This window comes from Alcaligenes sp. SDU_A2 (genome assembly GCF_038237375.1).
In the GTDB taxonomy this organism is placed as follows: Bacteria; Pseudomonadota; Gammaproteobacteria; order Burkholderiales; family Burkholderiaceae_B; genus Alcaligenes.
Map to the genome: position 1 here is coordinate 2,919,720 of NZ_CP151273.1, position 16,702 is coordinate 2,936,421.

The 16,702-nt window shown below is 58.5% G+C and carries 14 protein-coding genes; 4 read left to right on the plus strand and 10 right to left on the minus strand.

The window, feature by feature from the left end; genetic code table 11:
- Nucleotide 1: 1 nt before the first annotated feature.
- On the minus strand, nt 2-490 hold the full coding sequence (locus tag AADW57_RS13560) for a PepSY domain-containing protein (protein WP_341667420.1): 489 nt from the start codon (nt 488-490) through the stop codon (nt 2-4).
- Between the two features lie 180 nt (nt 491-670).
- On the opposite strand from AADW57_RS13560, the gene AADW57_RS13565 reads away from it, so the two are divergent.
- The 3 genes from AADW57_RS13565 (at nt 671) to AADW57_RS13575 (ending at nt 3,256) form a co-directional block, all read left to right on the plus strand.
- A complete protein-coding gene (locus AADW57_RS13565) occupies nt 671-910 on the plus strand; it encodes a hypothetical protein (protein WP_341667421.1) in 240 nt (79 codons plus the stop codon).
- Between the two features lie 100 nt (nt 911-1,010).
- Nucleotides 1,011-1,433, plus strand: a complete 423-nt coding sequence (locus AADW57_RS13570; protein ID WP_341667422.1) for a hypothetical protein — start codon at nt 1,011-1,013, stop codon at nt 1,431-1,433.
- Nucleotides 1,434-1,633: 200 nt separating this feature from the next.
- Nucleotides 1,634-3,256: an acyl-CoA synthetase gene (locus tag AADW57_RS13575; RefSeq protein WP_341667423.1), complete on the plus strand. Its 1,623-nt coding sequence runs from the start codon at nt 1,634-1,636 to the stop codon at nt 3,254-3,256.
- A gap of 500 nt (nt 3,257-3,756) precedes the next feature.
- On the opposite strand, the gene pstB is transcribed toward AADW57_RS13575, so the two are convergent.
- The 5 genes from pstB to ppk1 all read right to left on the minus strand — a co-directional run bounded on the left by pstB (nt 3,757) and on the right by ppk1 (nt 9,813).
- Nucleotides 3,757-4,536, minus strand: a complete 780-nt coding sequence (gene pstB / locus AADW57_RS13580; RefSeq protein WP_341667424.1) for a phosphate ABC transporter ATP-binding protein PstB — start codon at nt 4,534-4,536, stop codon at nt 3,757-3,759.
- Nucleotides 4,537-4,569: 33 nt separating this feature from the next.
- Nucleotides 4,570-5,433 (minus strand): phosphate ABC transporter permease PstA, encoded by an 864-nt coding sequence (pstA, locus tag AADW57_RS13585; protein ID WP_341667425.1) that lies wholly within the window; start codon nt 5,431-5,433, stop codon nt 4,570-4,572.
- Between the two features lie 14 nt (nt 5,434-5,447).
- Nucleotides 5,448-6,386 (minus strand): phosphate ABC transporter permease subunit PstC, encoded by a 939-nt coding sequence (pstC, locus tag AADW57_RS13590; protein WP_341667426.1) that lies wholly within the window; start codon nt 6,384-6,386, stop codon nt 5,448-5,450.
- A 213-nt stretch (nt 6,387-6,599) separates the two neighbouring features.
- The gene (pstS, locus tag AADW57_RS13595; RefSeq protein WP_341667427.1) at nt 6,600-7,643 is read right to left on the minus strand and encodes a phosphate ABC transporter substrate-binding protein PstS; all 1,044 of its coding nucleotides are present in this window, start codon (nt 7,641-7,643) and stop codon (nt 6,600-6,602) included.
- Nucleotides 7,644-7,740: 97 nt separating this feature from the next.
- On the minus strand, nt 7,741-9,813 hold the full coding sequence (ppk1, locus tag AADW57_RS13600) for a polyphosphate kinase 1 (protein WP_341667428.1): 2,073 nt from the start codon (nt 9,811-9,813) through the stop codon (nt 7,741-7,743).
- Between the two features lie 252 nt (nt 9,814-10,065).
- Between ppk1 and AADW57_RS13605 the strand changes: the two genes are divergently transcribed.
- Nucleotides 10,066-11,556, plus strand: coding sequence for a Ppx/GppA phosphatase family protein (locus AADW57_RS13605; RefSeq protein ID WP_341667430.1), 1,491 nt, complete (start codon nt 10,066-10,068; stop codon nt 11,554-11,556).
- Between the two features lie 159 nt (nt 11,557-11,715).
- On the opposite strand, the gene AADW57_RS13610 is transcribed toward AADW57_RS13605, so the two are convergent.
- The 4 genes from AADW57_RS13610 to ftsH all read right to left on the minus strand — a co-directional run bounded on the left by AADW57_RS13610 (nt 11,716) and on the right by ftsH (nt 16,685).
- Nucleotides 11,716-12,498 (minus strand): GNAT family N-acetyltransferase, encoded by a 783-nt coding sequence (locus tag AADW57_RS13610; RefSeq protein WP_341667431.1) that lies wholly within the window; start codon nt 12,496-12,498, stop codon nt 11,716-11,718.
- A gap of 68 nt (nt 12,499-12,566) precedes the next feature.
- A complete protein-coding gene (glmM, locus tag AADW57_RS13615) occupies nt 12,567-13,910 on the minus strand; it encodes a phosphoglucosamine mutase (RefSeq protein ID WP_341667432.1) in 1,344 nt (447 codons plus the stop codon).
- Nucleotides 13,907-14,749 carry a dihydropteroate synthase gene (gene folP, locus AADW57_RS13620; RefSeq protein ID WP_341667433.1) on the minus strand — a complete coding sequence of 281 codons (843 nt, stop codon included), beginning with the start codon at nt 14,747-14,749 and terminating at the stop codon, nt 13,907-13,909. The genes glmM and folP overlap by 4 nt, the downstream gene beginning before the upstream one ends.
- Before the next feature lie 25 nt (nt 14,750-14,774).
- Nucleotides 14,775-16,685 (minus strand): ATP-dependent zinc metalloprotease FtsH, encoded by a 1,911-nt coding sequence (ftsH, locus tag AADW57_RS13625; RefSeq protein WP_341667434.1) that lies wholly within the window; start codon nt 16,683-16,685, stop codon nt 14,775-14,777.
- Nucleotides 16,686-16,702: the final 17 nt, after the last annotated feature.

Here is a 16,702-nt window from a genome sequence, read left to right on the forward strand (position 1 = left end):
TTCAATGCTCCTTCTTACCGGCACGCCGAGGGCCGCGTACAGCCAATACCTCGGCCGTCAAGGCATCGACTTTAAGCCGCACCAGACGGCTTTCGTCAAACAGCATACGAATGTCGTACACCCAGACCTCGAAACGCGTGTCGTATTCAAACTGAACCCGCAGCACCCGCCCGGGATAGTCGGGTCGCAGACGCCGCAGCACCTCGCGCAGCGGCAGCGCCTGACCGCGTTGCACCGCTTCGCGCGCTTGATCGTGCCCTCGGTACGCCGGCCCCGCTGGCCAGTGCGGGCTGGGACCGAAGCGTTCGGACGGCGCGGGATCGGAAGCGGAATACGGCGGATACGGCACCGCATCCTGCTCAGGCCAGCCATGCTCCACAGACTCATGCCGCTGCGAATCGGTACAGTGCGCCCACGCCGACGGCATAGAAGCCGACAGCACAGCGCCCAGGCATAGGCAGCAGAACGAGAAGTGGCGAAATATTTTCATCAACAGGCAGCGACAGAGATCGCAAAAGACAAGACACAAGCAGCACGCCCCCGGTATAGCAAGTTGCCGATGAACATAACATGAACAGCCACTTCAGACTTGATTAAGAGGCAGCTGCCCATAATGGGCACCAGGCTGATACGAAACGGCCTGACTTCTACCTCTACAAGGAGCTTTACCATGAAACGCTCGACATTGATTTACGCAGTCATTCTGGGTACTACGGGTGTATTGGGGGGCACGGCCGCGATGGCGCAAGCACCCGCAACGGCTCCCAAACCGATGACCCATCACACCACCAAACCTGCTCACGCCGTAAAAGCGCCGGCCGCCAAAAAAGAACATGGAACCATGCCCCGCGCTCATGCGGCTCCCGCCAAGCCCGCCGCGCCCGCCAAGCCAGCGGCCCCTCACCGTTGAACGTTTACTGTGTAAACCAAGAGGGCCAGGCACGGCCTGACCCTCTGCTTCGACTCCGGCACAGCCACAGGCCAGCCGCAACATCACCAAGGAACATCGCATGACAACACGCACCTCCCTTCTGAGCGCCCTTCTCCTGTCCGCCGGCCTGCTGGGCGGCACGGCCGCCATCGCCCAGGAAGCCTCCACGCAGGCCCAGTCCCAAACCACCAACCGCGAAGCCCGCCCGGCGCGCGACCATAAAGCCCTGACAGCCGAACAGATCAAAGACATAGGCCCGGTCTATCAACGCCTGAAGGATGCCGGCTACACCAAAATCGGCAGCATCATGCAACGCAACGACAAAGTCATCGCCACCGTCGTAGACAAAGACGGCAAAGTCTTGCGTGTTCAGGGCGATGCCGACAATGGTGCCTTCACACCTTGGGAACCCAAAAAAGAAAGACGCCAGCATAATCGCGGCCACATGGAGTCCCAACCAGGCACACACCACCCCACGACAACCGACAAAGCCAGCAGCTAATGTCCACGCTCCCCCTTGCGTACTAGCGGCACAACAATCCGGCGCTTCGCACTGACGCCGGATTTCTTCTTTCCGACCCGGAGACGCTGCGTGCCATCGCCTATTCCCTGGGCCACCAACCTACATATAAGCCCTGATGGGGCAAACACCCGGAACCGGCTAGGATAGATTGTTGTATCCAGATTCAAGGAACCACCTTTATGCTGTCCGCCGGCTCTGGCTATTCAAGTACCTACTCGTCTTTTCGTTGGCTCGTCCCCAAGCATTACAACATCGCCGCCGACACCTGCGACAAATGGGCCGACGGCTCTGGCCGACTGGCGCTGATCCAACACATGCCGGACGGTCAGGTTCATCGCTATAGCTTTGATCAGTTAAAGCGCTGGTCAGACGCACTGGCAGCCGCCTGGCAAATACAAGGCCTGAAACGCGGCGACCGAATCGGCATTCTGCTGGCGCAAGGGCTGGAAACCGCACTGGCGCATCTGGCCGCCTACAAAATCGGGGCCATCGCCATGCCGCTGTTTACCCTGTTCGGCACGGATGCGCTGATGTATCGCCTGAACGACTCGGGGGCCTGCGCCTTGGTCACAGACCAGAGCGGCCTGGACACGCTCCGCCCCATCCGGCATCAGCTCACTCACCTGCAACACATTTATAGCGTCGATGCTAGCGAATCAACCGCCACCGAGCATGCATTCTGGCCCGTTCTGGAATCCGCAACAGGCACCGACTTCCAGCCCGCGCAGACCCGTGCCGACGACCCTGCCGTACTCATCTATACGTCCGGCACCACGGGTTCGGCCAAAGGAGCACTGCACGCCCACCGCGTGTTGTTGGGGCACCTGCCCGGCGTAGAAATGTCGCACAATTTTCTACCACGCGGTCAGGGGCTGATGTGGACGCCCGCCGATTGGGCCTGGATAGGCGGGCTGCTGGATGTGCTGCTGCCAGCCTGGCACCACGGCATGCCGGTGCTGGCCCATCGTTTTCCAAAATTCGATGCCCAGGCAGCCTGGGCGCTGATGTCCGAACACGGTGTCACGCACACCTTTCTGCCCCCCACCGCCTTGAAAATGCTGCGCCGCAGTCCGTCGCCACGCACACGCTGGCCACTGCAGTTGCAGTCCATTGCCAGCGGTGGCGAATCTCTAGGGGCCGAACTGTTGCAATGGGCGCGCCAGGAACTGGGCATCACCATCAACGAGTTCTACGGCCAGACCGAATGCAATATGATCGTCTCCTCCTGCTCTGCCTGGTTTCCCGGCCAGGCGGGCAAGATCGGCAAGCCGGTCCCCGGCCACCGGGTGGCGATTGTGGACGAAACCGGCCAGATCCTGCCGGTCGGATCGGAAGGCCATATCGCTGTACAGCGCCCTGATCCGGTCATGTTCCTGGAATACTGGCAACGTCCGGAAGCGACGAACGAGAAATTTGTAGGCGACTGGCTGCTGACCGGCGACAAAGGCATGCTGGACGAAGAAGGCTATATCCGCTTTGTCGGCCGCAACGACGATGTCATCACCAGCGCCGGCTACCGTATCGGCCCCGGCCCCATCGAAGATGGCCTGCTGGGTCATCACGCCGTTGCGCTGGCAGCGGTCATCGGCGTTCCCGACCCGGAACGCACCGAGGTCGTCAAAGCGTTCATTGTGCTCAAGGACGGCGTGGAACCGTCAGACGAACTGATCAAAGATATCCAGGAGCACATCAAACGCCGCGTCGCCGCCCACGAATACCCCCGCATCATCGAATTCGTAGACTCGCTGCCCATGACCGCCACCGGCAAAGTAATACGACATGCCTTGCGGCAACGCCGATGACATCGCCCCGGCTCTACGCACTCGTGCCAAACAGAACATTCAGCGGATGGCTGACACCTTGTACGGCGGACACGCACGTTCTGCCGTTTAGGCCAAGCGAAAAGGAACTCGGGTTCTCGCCAGGGCACTCGTAGCGGGCCGGCTTGGCTGGGTCCTTCGCCCGCGCTGCGTGCGGATTCCCTGGTCAGGATACTGGAGCGGGCGGGGCGTGAACTCGCAGGGTGATTCGTCCACTGGACAAATCACAAGCGCCCTGCTCGAACAGCACGCCCCTTGCCTCCCGCCCCAGTATCCCGCCTGCGGCGAAGGCCCTGACTCGCCCACCGTCCCGCTACGAGTGCCCTGACGAGAACAGCACCGTTGTGCTTGACCCAAACTGCCTACCCACGACGAAGCAATCCCCGAAATCTCGTGAAGAACCATAAAAAAACCCTGCCGCTCAGTGCGACAGGGCTTTACCCAAAAACCGAACTGACGGCAGGGCCGCCAGTCGACAGACATCAACCAAAACGGCCGGTAATGTAGTCTTCGGTTTCCTTGCGGGCGGGTTTGACGAAGATCTGGTCGGTTTCGCCGAACTCCATCAATTCGCCCAGGTACATATACGCTGTGTAATCCGAACAACGGGCCGCCTGCTGCATATTGTGCGTCACGATGACCACGGTGTAGTCCGTTTTAAGTTCGGCGATCAGCTCTTCGATCTTGGCGGTGGAGATCGGGTCCAGCGCCGAGCAGGGTTCGTCCAGCAGCAGCACTTCAGGCTTGATGGCCACACCGCGCGCAATACACAGGCGCTGCTGCTGGCCGCCGGACAGACCGTTGCCGCTTTGGTGCAGCTTGTCCTTAACCTCGGTCCACAAGGCCGCCTTGGACAAGGCCCATTCCACGCGCTCATCCATTTCGCCTTTGCTCAGGCGCTCGAACAAACGCACGCCAAAAGCCACGTTATCGTAAATGCTCATGGGAAAAGGCGTAGGCTTCTGGAACACCATGCCGACCTTGGCACGGATCAGCGAAATATCCTGCTTGGACGTCAGCAGGTTTTCGTTGTCCAGCAAGATCTCGCCTTCGGCGCGCTGCCCAGGGTACAGCTCGTACATGCGGTTCAGCGTACGCAACAAGGTGGACTTGCCGCAGCCCGACGGACCGATGAAGGCGGTGACCTTGTTTTCCTTGATGGACATGTTCACGTTGCGCAGCGCATGGAATTTGCCATAGTAGAAATTCAGATCTTTGATTTCGATCTTGGTCTTTTCGGCAGAAATAGTGGTTTGACTCATAGCAATCAGGCCGACGAGGGCGCTCCGTGAAATTTATTTATTGCGGAAAAGGCTGCGGGCCAGAATATTGATGCCCAGCACAAGCAAAGTGATCAGGACCGCGCCGGCCCAGGCCAGACGGTTCCAGTCCTCGAAGGGGCTGGCAGCGTATTGGAAGATCACCACCGGCAGGTTGGCCAGAGGTGCGTTCATGTTCATGGACATGAACTGATTGTTCAGGGCGGTAAACAGCAGCGGCGCGGTTTCGCCGGAAATACGGGCAACAGCCAAAAGCACGCCGGTAATAATGCCCGAGCGCGCCGCGCGATACGACACGGCCATGATGATTTTCCACTTGGGGCATCCCAAGGCGGCAGCCGCTTCGCGCAAGCTGTTGGGGACCAGCATCAGCATATTGTCGGTCGAGCGAACCACCACCGGAATCACCAAAATGGCCAGGGCCAGAGCACCGGCCCAGCCGGAATAATGCCCCACCTGCGCCACATGCACGGCATAGATGAACAGACCAATGATGATGGACGGGGCCGACAGCAGCACGTCGTTCAGAAAACGCGTGGCCGGTGCCAGCCAGCCGCGCTGACCGTATTCGGCCAGGTACGTGCCGGCCATGATGCCGATGGGCGTGCCGATCAGCGTGCCGACCGCGGCCATCATGACACTGCCCACAATGGCATTGAGCAAACCGCCTTCGCCACCTGGCGGCGGGGTGCTTTCGGTCAGCAGGGACCAGGCCATGGCGCTGCTGCCCTTTTCGATCAGGGTCAGGATGATCCAGAACAGCCAGAACAGGCCGAAGATCAGGGTTGCGAAAGACACACCCAGCATCAGGCGATTAAAAATATGCCGACGCTTATAGATGGGGTTGTCCAGACTGATAGCGGATTTTTTATCGAACATGATAAGTATGACCCTTAGCGCGACGAACCTTCGTTCTTGGCCAGACGCAGCAACAGCAATTTGGAGATCGCCAGCACAACAGTGGTGATCAGGAACAGGATCAGGCCCAATTCCAGCAGCGCAGACTTCTGCATGCCGCCCGCTTCGTTGAATTCGTTGGCCAGCGCCGAGGCGATGGAGTTAGACGGTGCAAACAAGGAGTTGGGCAGATTGAACGAGTTGCCGATGACGAACGTGACCGCCATGGTCTCGCCCAGGGCACGCCCCAGACCCAGCATAATGCCGCCGATGACGCCATTTTTGGTAAATGGCAGAACCACGCGCCACATGACTTCCCAGGTCGTGCTGCCCAGTCCATAGGCCGATTCTTTCAGCAGAGGCGGAACCAGCTCGAACACATCGCGCATCACGGCGGTAATGAACGGGATCACCATGATGGACAGAATCAGTCCGGCCGTGAACACGCCAATGCCAAAGGGAGGGCCGGCAAAGATGAAGCCCAACACGGGCACACCCGAGAACAGCGAAATCAGGCCGGGTTGCACATAAGTCTGGAACAAAGGAACAAAGACAAACAAGCCCCACATCCCGTAGATGATGGACGGAATGGCCGCCAGCATCTCGATGGCGGTGCCCAAGGGGCGACGCAACCAGGTCGGCGACAGTTCTGTCAGGAACATGGCGATACCGAACGAAACCGGTACCGCGATACAGAGCGCAATGAACGAAGTCAGCAAGGTGCCGACAATAGGTACCAACGCACCATATTGATTATTGACGGGGTCCCAGTTATCCGTCCAGAGAAAGGAAAAACCGTATTCGGCGATGGACTCCCGGCTTCCGTAGATCAGGGAAATGGAGATGGCAGCCAGCAAAATGAACACGAAAAACGCAAATGAGCGCGTCATGTTCTTGAATATGCCATCCATAAGGGCGTTCTGATTTGATTTCATGTAGACAGATGAAGTGTCAGGCCGGAATGGGACAAACGAACAGACGCTGTGCTTTGAGTCCTAGGCCAACTGGATGGACTGCCGCCAGAGACCGCCGGATGCGCCGAACGTTCAAGACAAAACCGTAATTTTTACATAACAAAGACGGCACCACCTAATGGTGGGCCGTCTCGGGAGATCAATTTACAACTGACCTGTATTTGAACACGAATCTTACTTCCAGACCGCAGCGCCGTCTTTGGTCTTGATCTCGGCAGCCCAGGCAGCCTTGATCTGATCCGTCACGTCCTTAGGCAGAGCAACGTAGTCCAGTTCCTGAGCGGACTTGGCACCGTTCTCGAACGCCCAGTTAAAGAAGTCCAGCACGGCCTTGCCGTTTTCAGGCTTGTCCTGCGACTTGTGCATCAGGATGAACGTCGCCGACGTGATGGGCCAGGATTCGGCACCGGGCTCTTCGGTCAGGATCACGCCCATTCCGGGAGCGCTCTTCCAGTCTGCATTGGCGGCGGCAGCGGCAAAGCTGGTTTCGCTAGGCTGAACGAAGTTGCCGTCTTTGTTCTGCAGTTGCGTCCAGGCCAGCTTGTTCTGCTTGGCGTAGGCGTACTCGACATAGCCGACCGAGTTCTTCAGCTGGCGAACGTAAGCGGCCACGCCTTCGTTGCCCTTGCCACCCTGGCCGGTAGGCCACTTGACGGCTTTACCTTCGCCAACCTGGGATTTCCAGTCAGGCGACACTTTGGACAGGTAGTTGGTCCAGCCGAACGTCGTACCCGAACCGTCGGAGCGGTGAACCACGACGATATCGGCGCTAGGCAGGGTCAGGTCAGCGTTCAGAGCCTTGATGGCTGGATCGTCCCACTTGGTGATCTTGCCCAGGAAGATATCGCCCAGCACCTTGCCGGACAGCTTCAGCTTGCCGGGCTCGACGCCTTCGACGTTGACCACTGGCACAACGCCGCCGATCACGGCCGGAAACTGGATCAGGCCTTCTTTGGCCAGCACGTCGCCCTTCATCGGGTCATCAGACGCACCGAAATCAACCGTCTTGGCGATGATCTGCTGCTGACCGCCACCCGAACCGATGGACTGGTAGTTGACGCGGTTGTTGGTTTGCTTAGCGTATTCCGCAGCCCACTTGGCGTAGATGGGGTATGGGAAGGAGGCGCCCGCGCCGGTGATGTCGGCGGCAGTGGCGGAAGCGGCGAATGCGCTGAACGCCAGAGCAATGGTTACCTTGTTAAATACACATTTCAACATCGAGAAATCCTCTTGATGATAGTCAGAGACAGGCCCACCCTGTATGTCACGACATGTTAAACAGACTTTATGACATGTTCGTGACAATGTTGTTATTTCAAACACCGCCCAAACGATGCATCAAAAACTGATGCAGGTTGAATGCGGTGCGACGGCTGCGGATACGGCTGTACGTACCGTCGGAATTCGCTTTCCAGGCCAATTGATTGTCCCGCAAGGCAAAGGTGAAGGCTTCGGAGATGACTCGCTTCTTCAGGCTGCGGTCCAGCACCGGCACGCCCAGCTCCACGCGACGGAAGAAGTTGCGGTCCATCCAGTCGGCCGAGGAAATAAATACATCCTCCTGCCCTTCGTTATAGAAATAAAATACCCGCGAATGCTCCAGAAAGCGGCCAATGATCGAGCGCACCTGGATATTCTCGGACAGACCAGGCACGCCGGCCCGCAACGCACACGCCCCACGTACCACCAGATCTACCTTCACCCCAGCCTGACTGGCGTCATACAGGGCCTGGATGATTTTAGGCTCCAACAACGAGTTCATCTTGGCCATGATGCGCGCCCGTTTGCCGGCCAGAGCATTTTCGGTTTCGGTCTGAATGCGCGCCATCATGCTGTCGTGCAAGGTAAACGGCGACTGCAGCAACAGCTTGAGCGGACGCCAGGCACCCAGCCCGGTCAAGAGCGAAAACACCTTGTCCATATCCTCGCACACATCCTGATTGGCCGTCAGCAGGCCAAAATCCGTATACAGACGCGCCGTGCGGGGATGATAATTGCCCGTGCCCAGATGTCCATAACGGCGGATGCAGCCGTCTTCGCGGCGCAGCACCAATACCATTTTGGCGTGGGTCTTATGCCCGACCACACCATAGCTGACATGCGCGCCCACCTCCTCAAGCTTGGCCGCCCAGTTAATATTGGTCTGCTCGTCAAAGCGGGCCATCAGCTCCACCACCACTGTTACTTCCTTGCCGGCGCGGGCCGCCGACAGCAAGATATTCATCAGCTCGGAGTCTTCGCCTGTGCGGTAAATGGTCTGCTTGATGGCCACCACCGCCGGATCGGCCGCTGCCGCGCGCAAAAAGCTGAGCACAGGCTGAAACGACTGGTAGGGATGGTGCAAAAGCTGATCCTTGCGCTTGATGGCGGCAAAGAACTGGGCCGGGGTGTCAAAAGAGCCATCGAAGGGAGCGGGAATAGGAGCCCGATAGTCCGAAAACAGCAGATCGGGCCGATCAGGCACATTGCATAGCTGCATCAGGCGCGACAGATTGACCGGACCGCGCACACGATACGTATCCGGCCCCTCCAGAGAAAACTCGCTTTGCAGGAAACGCTCCAGACTCTCGGGTGTGGACTGATCGATCTCCAGCCGCACCGCCGCGCCGAAATTGCGCTGCGACAGCTCGCCCTGCAAGGCCGAGCGCAGATTGGTGACCTCTTCTTCGTCCACGAACAAATCGCTGTTACGGGTCACCCGCCACTGGTAGCAGCCTTTGACGTCCATGCCCGGAAACAGTTCGTTGACGAACACGCTGATCAACGAGGTCAGCAGCATATATCCCTGCGGAATGCCGGCAATATCGTCCGGCACGCGGATCACGCGCGGCAAGGCTCGCGGGGCCTGAACAATGGCAATCGTACCGGCGCGCCCAAACGCATCTTCGCCGCTGAGCGCCACAATAAAGTTCAGACTTTTGTTATAGACGCGCGGAAACGGATGCGCCGGGTCCAAGCCGATAGGCGTCAACAAGGGCATCACATCACGCTGGAAAGTCTGGTAGGCCCATTCCCGCTGCGCCTCGGTCCAGCGGGCCGGCAGCAACAGCCCTATGCCTTCTTCCATCAGATTGGGCAGCACCGTCTGCATCAACAGATTGTTCTGCCTGTCAATCAACTGATGCGCAGCCCGCTGCACACGCTCGAACGCCTCCTGGGGCAGGAAGCCGTCATCGCCGACCTGATGCGGATTCTGATGAATCTGCTCCTTCAGACTGGAGATGCGGATCTCAAAGAACTCGTCCATGTTGGAGCTGACGATACAGATATAGCGCAAGCGCTCCAGCAAAGGCGTGCTTGGGTTCTCGGCCATGGCCAGAACACGTTCATTGAACTTAAGCAGCGACAATTCGCGGTTGAGCAAAGTGGAATCGGGAGAAGGCAGCATGGTGAGGTCGTTATCCAACAGTGGAAAAATAGATCGCCGGACTCTTTTACTACATGAATATTACTGTTCTATGAATACAAGATCTCCGCTCCTGGCCCCTATGTCCTTATACACAAACCTGTCATCTTGAAAAGCACAGCCAAACACGGCCGCAAGGTGGATAGGCATCTTTTGTGAATTTTCAGGTTTATGTAACAAAACCCACGATTAATGTCCTTATAATCGCACAGTATTCACCCTCAGCGATTCCTCATGGAACAACTACTCGCCGCCGTGGATCTCGGCTCCAACAGCTTTCGCCTGTCCATCGGACGTGTTGTCCAGCACAATGGCCATGCCCAGATCTACGCGATAGACCGCCTGAATGAATCCGTCCGGCTCGCCGCCGGCATGGGGCCGGACAAGTGCATCAGCCCGGATGCCATCGAGCGCGCAGTCGTCATTCTGCAGCGCTTTAATGAACGTCTGAAAGGCTTTCACCCAAATCGGGTCCGCGCCGTCGCCACCAATACCTTTCGCGTGGCACGCAACCTGAGCGAAGTCTTGCCGGCCGCCGAGGCGGCCTTGGGCTTTCCCATCGAAGTCATTTCCGGTCACGAAGAGGCGCGCTTGATTTTCTCGGGGATCAGTAACGAACTGCCCCCTTCGCCTAATCGTCGGCTGATGATAGACATAGGTGGCGGCTCGACTGAGGTCATCATCGGCAAGGGGCTCAAGCCCATGCTGCTGTCCTCGCTGTACATGGGCTGCGTGAGCTATACCGACAAGTTCTTTGCCGACGGCGCGATTACCGAAGAACGCATGCAAAAAGCCATTCTGGCAGCACGCCGCGAACTGGAAGGCATTACGCGCCAATACCGTAAGACCGGCTGGCAGGAAGCCTATGGTTCGTCCGGCACGGCCAAAGGCCTATTCGCCATCTTGCAAGAAAACGGCATGTCCAAAAAGGGCATCACGCTGGAAGGCATGGAGCTGCTCAAGAAGCGCCTGGTGCAGGACGGCAAAGTGGACATGCGTCTGCTGCACGGCATCAAGCCGCATCGCGCACCGGTGCTGGCCGCAGGCCTGGCCATCATGATGGCCGCCTTCCAGGAACTGAAAATACGTCAAATGATGCCCGGCGAAGGCGCTCTGCGCATGGGCGTGCTGTACGACATGCTGGGCCGGGAGTCCGAGCACGACCAACGCTCCCAGACTGTGCAGCAAATGGTCAAGCGCTATCACATCGACACTCGCCAGGCGCAGCGCGTGCGCAATGCCGCCTTGGCCCTGCTGCGCTCCCTGCAGTTGCCCGATTCGCCCGAAGCCCAGGAGCTGGCTCGGCAATTAGGCTGGGCGGCCGATCTACACGAAGTCGGCCTGAGCATCGCTCACGCTGACTACCACAAACATACCGCGTACGTATTGGAACATGCGGATATGCCCGGCTTCTCGAACGATGACCAGGCCATGCTCAGTTTCCTGGGCCTGGGCCACCAAGGCAAGCTGGGAAAACTCAAGCGTTACGAAACTACCAATGCCTGGTGGCTGACGCTGCTGAGCCTGCGTCTGGCCGTCATTCTGATGCGCCGCCGCGAAGACATGGACTCCTTGCCCTTGCGTGTCGAGCTGCAAGGCAAGAAAGTGCTTATTCACCAGAACACAGCCTGGATGGCCTCGCACCCCTTGTCGCAGGCCTCCTTGCTGGCTGAAGTCCAGGCCTGGCAAACCGACCACAACGACTTGACCCTGGAGCTGGTCTAGCAGCATCACGGAATCAATAGGCCGGGCCGCCTGCCAATAAGACGAGGGATACAGAAGCAGTAAAAAAACGAACCCCCAATGCCGGAAACCGCTCCGGCATTGGGGGTTCGTTTCGTTGCGGCACCTATGCCTGATACCTATTGCCGAAAGCCTGCCGTATCAGACCAGCCCAAAATGGCGCTTATAGCGTTCATCCATAGCCTGCAAATCGAGCAGAACCGGGAAGTCCGCCGTATTGAAGTCCGGGTCCCAGGCCGGTTCACCGCAAATAGTAGCCCCCAGCTTCAGATACCCCTTGATCAAGGGCGGAATACGAGCCGGCAAGTCGCTGTCCAGCCGCTCGACCGGATAGCGGTTCAGCGGTGTGACGTGCGGCACCTCGGGATGATCCTGCATGGATTTGCGGGCCACGCGCCAGACTTCGGCCGCCGTGACACCATCGTCGCGCAAGCTGACGCTGGCGCACCCCAGCAGATAGCGGTAACCGCCCATGCGCATCAGGGCGGCAATACCGCCCCACAGCATCATGATGGCCGAACCATTGCGATAGTCCGGGTGAATGCAGGAGCGCCCCACTTCGACCAGGCTGGGACGCAAGGCGTCCAAAGCGCTGATGTCGAACTCGGACTCCGAGTAATACGCGCCCGCCAGCTTGGCCTTTTCTGGCGTCAGCAGACGGTAAGTGCCGATTACCCGGTTGCGTTCAGGCTCGGACACCATGAAATGCTCGCACCATTGATCAAAACGGTCGGTGTCCAGACCATTATGCTGGCCTGGAAATACCGCGTTCATCTCTTCGGTAAAAACCTGGAACCGCAAACGCTGCAGGACTTCAAGCTCTTCGTCTGTGCGAGCCAGACGCAAAGCCAAGCCTCCGACGGTATGGCCGGCCCAGGCATTGCCCAGGTCGGCTGCGGATCGTGCACGCTCAAGATCTAGCATCGTGATGACTCCAAAAACTTTAGTGCATGATGCACAAGCAATGTTTCAGGTTTTTGATAGCCAAATTACTATTTCATTAAATCCACTGCAAGTAGGGTATCAATCCCCGATTGCGCCAGATCAGCATCCTCGGCCTCTACCATCAGACGCAGCTTGGGTTCGGTACCAGAAGCCCGGATCAACACCCGTCCACGCTCGCCAAGCTGGCTTTCCACCTGCGCCTTGGCCGCGGCCAGTCCGGCATGTCCCTGCCAGTTCTGACCTGCCTGCAAAGGCACATTAACCATGATCTGCGGATACATCTTCAAATCCACCAACAATTCGGACAAGCTCTTGCGACTGTGGCGTAAAGCCGTCAATACCTGCAAGGCGGCAATAATGCCATCACCCGTCGTATGGCAGTCCAGGCACAGAAGGTGGCCGGAACTTTCGCCGCCATACAGCCAGCCGCGCTGCTGCATCTGCTCCAGCACATAGCGATCACCCACCTTGGCACGCTCGAACGCAATGCCCAGATCGCGCATGCTTTTCTCGAAGCCGAAATTGGTCATCAAGGTGCCGACCACGCCTTCCACGGGCTGGCTCTGCTGGCGATCGCGCACGATCAGGTAAAGCAGTTCGTCACCGTTGTAGATACGACCATCGGCATCCACCATCTGGAGCCGGTCGGCATCGCCATCCAGAGCAATGCCCAGGTCTGCGCCATGTGCGCGCACTTCCTCGGCCAGACGCTCGGGGTACGTGGCCCCCACCTCGTGGTTAATGTTAAAGCCATCGGGCTGCACGCCAATGGCCACCACTTCGGCACCCAGCTCACGGAACACGTGGGGGGCAATGTTGTAGGCTGCGCCGTGAGCCGCATCGACCACGATCTTCAGGCCGTCCAGATCCAATTCGTTGGGAAAGGTGCTCTTGCAAAACTCGATATAACGACCGGCGGAGTCCTCCAGGCGACGGGCACGGCCCAAGGACTCGGATTTAACCCACTGCATGGGCTGGTCGATCGCCTGTTCGATCTTGAGTTCGACCTCGTCAGGCAACTTGGTGCCATGCGCCGAGAAGAACTTGATGCCATTGTCGAAATAGGGATTATGGGAAGCGGAAATGACAATACCGGCAGCCAGGCGCAGGGTACGCGTCAAGTAGGCGACCGCTGGCGTAGGCACAGGGCCAGCCAGCAGCACATCGATACCGGCCGCCGACAGCCCTGCCTCCAGGGCCGATTCCAGCATATAGCCGGAAATGCGGGTGTCCTTGCCGATAATGACCGTGGGACGGCCTTTGCCCTGGTGTTGGCCTGCCAGCACCTTGCCGGCGGCATAGCCCAGCCGCAAGGCAAACTCGGGATTGATGGTTGGGCCACCCACTTCGCCACGGACACCGTCGGTGCCAAAATACTTCCGATCGCTCATTCAGAGACTCCAAATTCAACCGCATTCCAGATATCCAGCGCTTCGCGCATTGCGGCGACATCGTGGACACGGATCACTTTTGCACCCCGAACCACGCAGGCCAGGGCTGCCGATATACTACCAATCAGACGTTCATTTGCCGTTTTGCCGGTGACATATCCGATCATGGACTTGCGCGACAAACCGATCAGCCAGGGATACCCTGGCACGCTGGCCTGCTCCAGCCCACGCAGCAACTGGTAATTATGGGCTGCTGTCTTGCCAAAGCCAAAGCCGGGATCGAGCATGATACGCTTGGATGCCACTCCATGCTGCAGCAATTGGTCACAACGCTCTTGCAGAAAATCCCTGACTTGCGCAACCACATCCTGGTAGCGCGGCTCCTGCTGCATGGTGCGCGGTTCGCCCTGCATATGCATAATGCACAGACCACAGTCCGAATCACGCACAGCCTCCAACGCGCCCGGCATGCGCAAGGCATAAATATCGTTGATGATGTCGGCTCCGGCGGCCAGGCTGGCACGCATGATCTCCGGCTTGAAGGTATCTACCGACAATGCCACCCCCGACGAGCGCAGGGCCTGCACCAGGGGGATGACACGCTCCATTTCCTGTTCCAGCGATACAGGCTCGGCCCCCGGTCGGGTCGATTCCCCGCCTATATCCAGGATATCGGCACCTTCGGCAATCAATTGATGGGCGTGGTCCAAGGCCCGGGATAGATCGGCATGCCGGTTACCGTCATAGAAGGAATCGGGAGTGACATTCACGATCCCCATAAGCAAAGGGCGCTCCAGCCCAAGCTGGAAGCGCCCACAAGACCATTGGTCGTGATTCATGAAATAGGCGGTGCCTAAGTAAAAATTAAACAGGCGTCGTTGCCGCCGTACCCTTGTCGCCGCTAGGGCTGACGCCCGTAGCCGGTGGCACAGAGCCGTCGGAGGAGGACGAGTTATCGCCGCCCGGGATATGTGGAGCCCGTGGAGGCAAACCCTTCATGATGTCGTCGATCTGGTCCGCATCGATGGTTTCCCATTCCAACAGCGCCTTGGCCATAGATTCCATCTTATCGCGGTTGTCTTCGATCAGCGTACGCGCAACGCTATATTGCTCATCGATGATCTTGCGAATCTCGGAATCCACCTTCTGCATGGTCGCTTCGGATACGTGCGTGGTCTTGGTGACGCTGCGGCCCAGGAAAACTTCACCTTCGTTTTCGGCGTAAACCACTGGCCCCAGAGAGTCGGTCATGCCGTAACGGGTCACGATGTCGCGGGCGATCTGCGTGGCCCGCTCGAAGTCGTTCGATGCACCTGTCGTCATTTGATTCATAAAGACTTCTTCGGCGATCCGGCCACCGAACAATACGGCAATCATGTTGAGCAGACGTTCCTTGTCCATGCTGTAGCGGTCGCCCTCGGGCAACTGCATGGTGACACCCAATGCGCGGCCACGAGGAATGATGGTGACCTTATGAACAGGATCGGTCTTGGGCAACATGCATGCAACCAGCGCGTGGCCCGCTTCGTGGTAGGCCGTATTGCGACGCTCTTCTTCGGGCATGATCATGGAACGGCGCTCGGCACCCATGATGATCTTGTCCTTGGCGCGCTCGAAATCCTGCATGTCGACCGTACGACCATTGCGGCGGGCGGCAAACAAGGCTGCTTCGTTGACCAGGTTGGCCAGATCGGCACCGGAAAAACCCGGCGTGCCGCGTGCCAGCACCACAGCGTCCACATTGGGAGCCAGCGGCACCTTGCGCATATGCACTTTCAGAATCTGTTCACGGCCACGGATATCGGGCAGACCCACGACGACCTGACGGTCGAAACGGCCCGGACGCAGCAAGGCGGGGTCCAGTACGTCGGGACGGTTGGTGGCGGCAATGACCAGCACGCCTTGGCCGGTTTCAAAACCGTCCATTTCCACCAGCAGTTGGTTCAGGGTCTGTTCACGTTCGTCGTTGCCACCGCCCAGGCCGGCACCGCGCTGGCGGCCGACCGCATCGATTTCGTCGATGAAGATGATGCAGGGAGCCTGTTTCTTGGCGTTCTCGAACATGTCGCGAACACGCGAAGCACCGACGCCCACGAACATTTCCACGAAATCAGAACCGGAAATGCTGAAAAACGGCACTTTCGCTTCGCCGGCGATGGCTCGGGCCAGCAAGGTCTTGCCGGTACCGGGCGAACCCACCATGAGGATGCCACGGGGAATACGACCGCCCAAGCGCTGAAAGCGAGAGGGATCACGCAGGAAATCGACCAGTTCCTGCACATCTTCCTTGGCCTCGTCGCAGCCGGCGACATCGGCAAAGGTGACAGGATTGGAGTTTTCGTCGAGCAGGCGCGCACGCGACTTGCCGAAGCTAAATGCCCCGCCCTTGCCGCCGCCTTGCATCTGACGCATGAAAAACACCCACACCCCGATGAGCAAGAGCATGGGGAACCAGGAAATGAACAGGCTGGTCAGGAAGGAAGGTTCCTCGCGGGCCTTGCCGGAAACCTGCACACCGGACTTGACCAGCTCGGGCACCATCCACAGGTCGCCGGGGGAAGTCAGGGTGTAGGTGCGGCCGGAATCAGGCGTGACATGCAGGGTATCGCCCTGGATATCCACCTTGGTGATGCGACCGGCGCGCGCATCATTCATGAATTGCGTATAGGTGACGCCATCGGTGGTTGCCGGCCGGCCGTCAAACTGCTTGAAAACAGTAAACAGCACAAGCGCAATAACCATCCAGATCGCGACTTTGGAAAACGAGTTGTTCAAAGCCAATCTCCTGCGAT

Excerpts from the sequence above, each read along its gene's own strand:
- AADW57_RS13560 (WP_341667420.1), bottom strand. The coding sequence starts at position 490 with ATGAAAATATTTCGCCACTTCTCGTTCTGCTGCCTATGCCTGGGCGCT.
- AADW57_RS13565 (WP_341667421.1), top strand. The coding sequence starts at position 671 with ATGAAACGCTCGACATTGATTTACGCAGTCATTCTGGGTACTACGGGT.
- AADW57_RS13570 (WP_341667422.1), top strand. The coding sequence starts at position 1,011 with ATGACAACACGCACCTCCCTTCTGAGCGCCCTTCTCCTGTCCGCCGGC.
- AADW57_RS13575 (WP_341667423.1), top strand. The coding sequence starts at position 1,634 with ATGCTGTCCGCCGGCTCTGGCTATTCAAGTACCTACTCGTCTTTTCGT.
- pstB (WP_341667424.1), bottom strand. The coding sequence starts at position 4,536 with ATGAGTCAAACCACTATTTCTGCCGAAAAGACCAAGATCGAAATCAAA.
- pstA (WP_341667425.1), bottom strand. The coding sequence starts at position 5,433 with ATGTTCGATAAAAAATCCGCTATCAGTCTGGACAACCCCATCTATAAG.
- pstC (WP_341667426.1), bottom strand. The coding sequence starts at position 6,386 with ATGAAATCAAATCAGAACGCCCTTATGGATGGCATATTCAAGAACATG.
- pstS (WP_341667427.1), bottom strand. The coding sequence starts at position 7,643 with ATGTTGAAATGTGTATTTAACAAGGTAACCATTGCTCTGGCGTTCAGC.
- ppk1 (WP_341667428.1), bottom strand. The coding sequence starts at position 9,813 with ATGCTGCCTTCTCCCGATTCCACTTTGCTCAACCGCGAATTGTCGCTG.
- AADW57_RS13605 (WP_341667430.1), top strand. The coding sequence starts at position 10,066 with ATGGAACAACTACTCGCCGCCGTGGATCTCGGCTCCAACAGCTTTCGC.
- AADW57_RS13610 (WP_341667431.1), bottom strand. The coding sequence starts at position 12,498 with ATGCTAGATCTTGAGCGTGCACGATCCGCAGCCGACCTGGGCAATGCC.
- glmM (WP_341667432.1), bottom strand. The coding sequence starts at position 13,910 with ATGAGCGATCGGAAGTATTTTGGCACCGACGGTGTCCGTGGCGAAGTG.
- folP (WP_341667433.1), bottom strand. The coding sequence starts at position 14,749 with ATGAATCACGACCAATGGTCTTGTGGGCGCTTCCAGCTTGGGCTGGAG.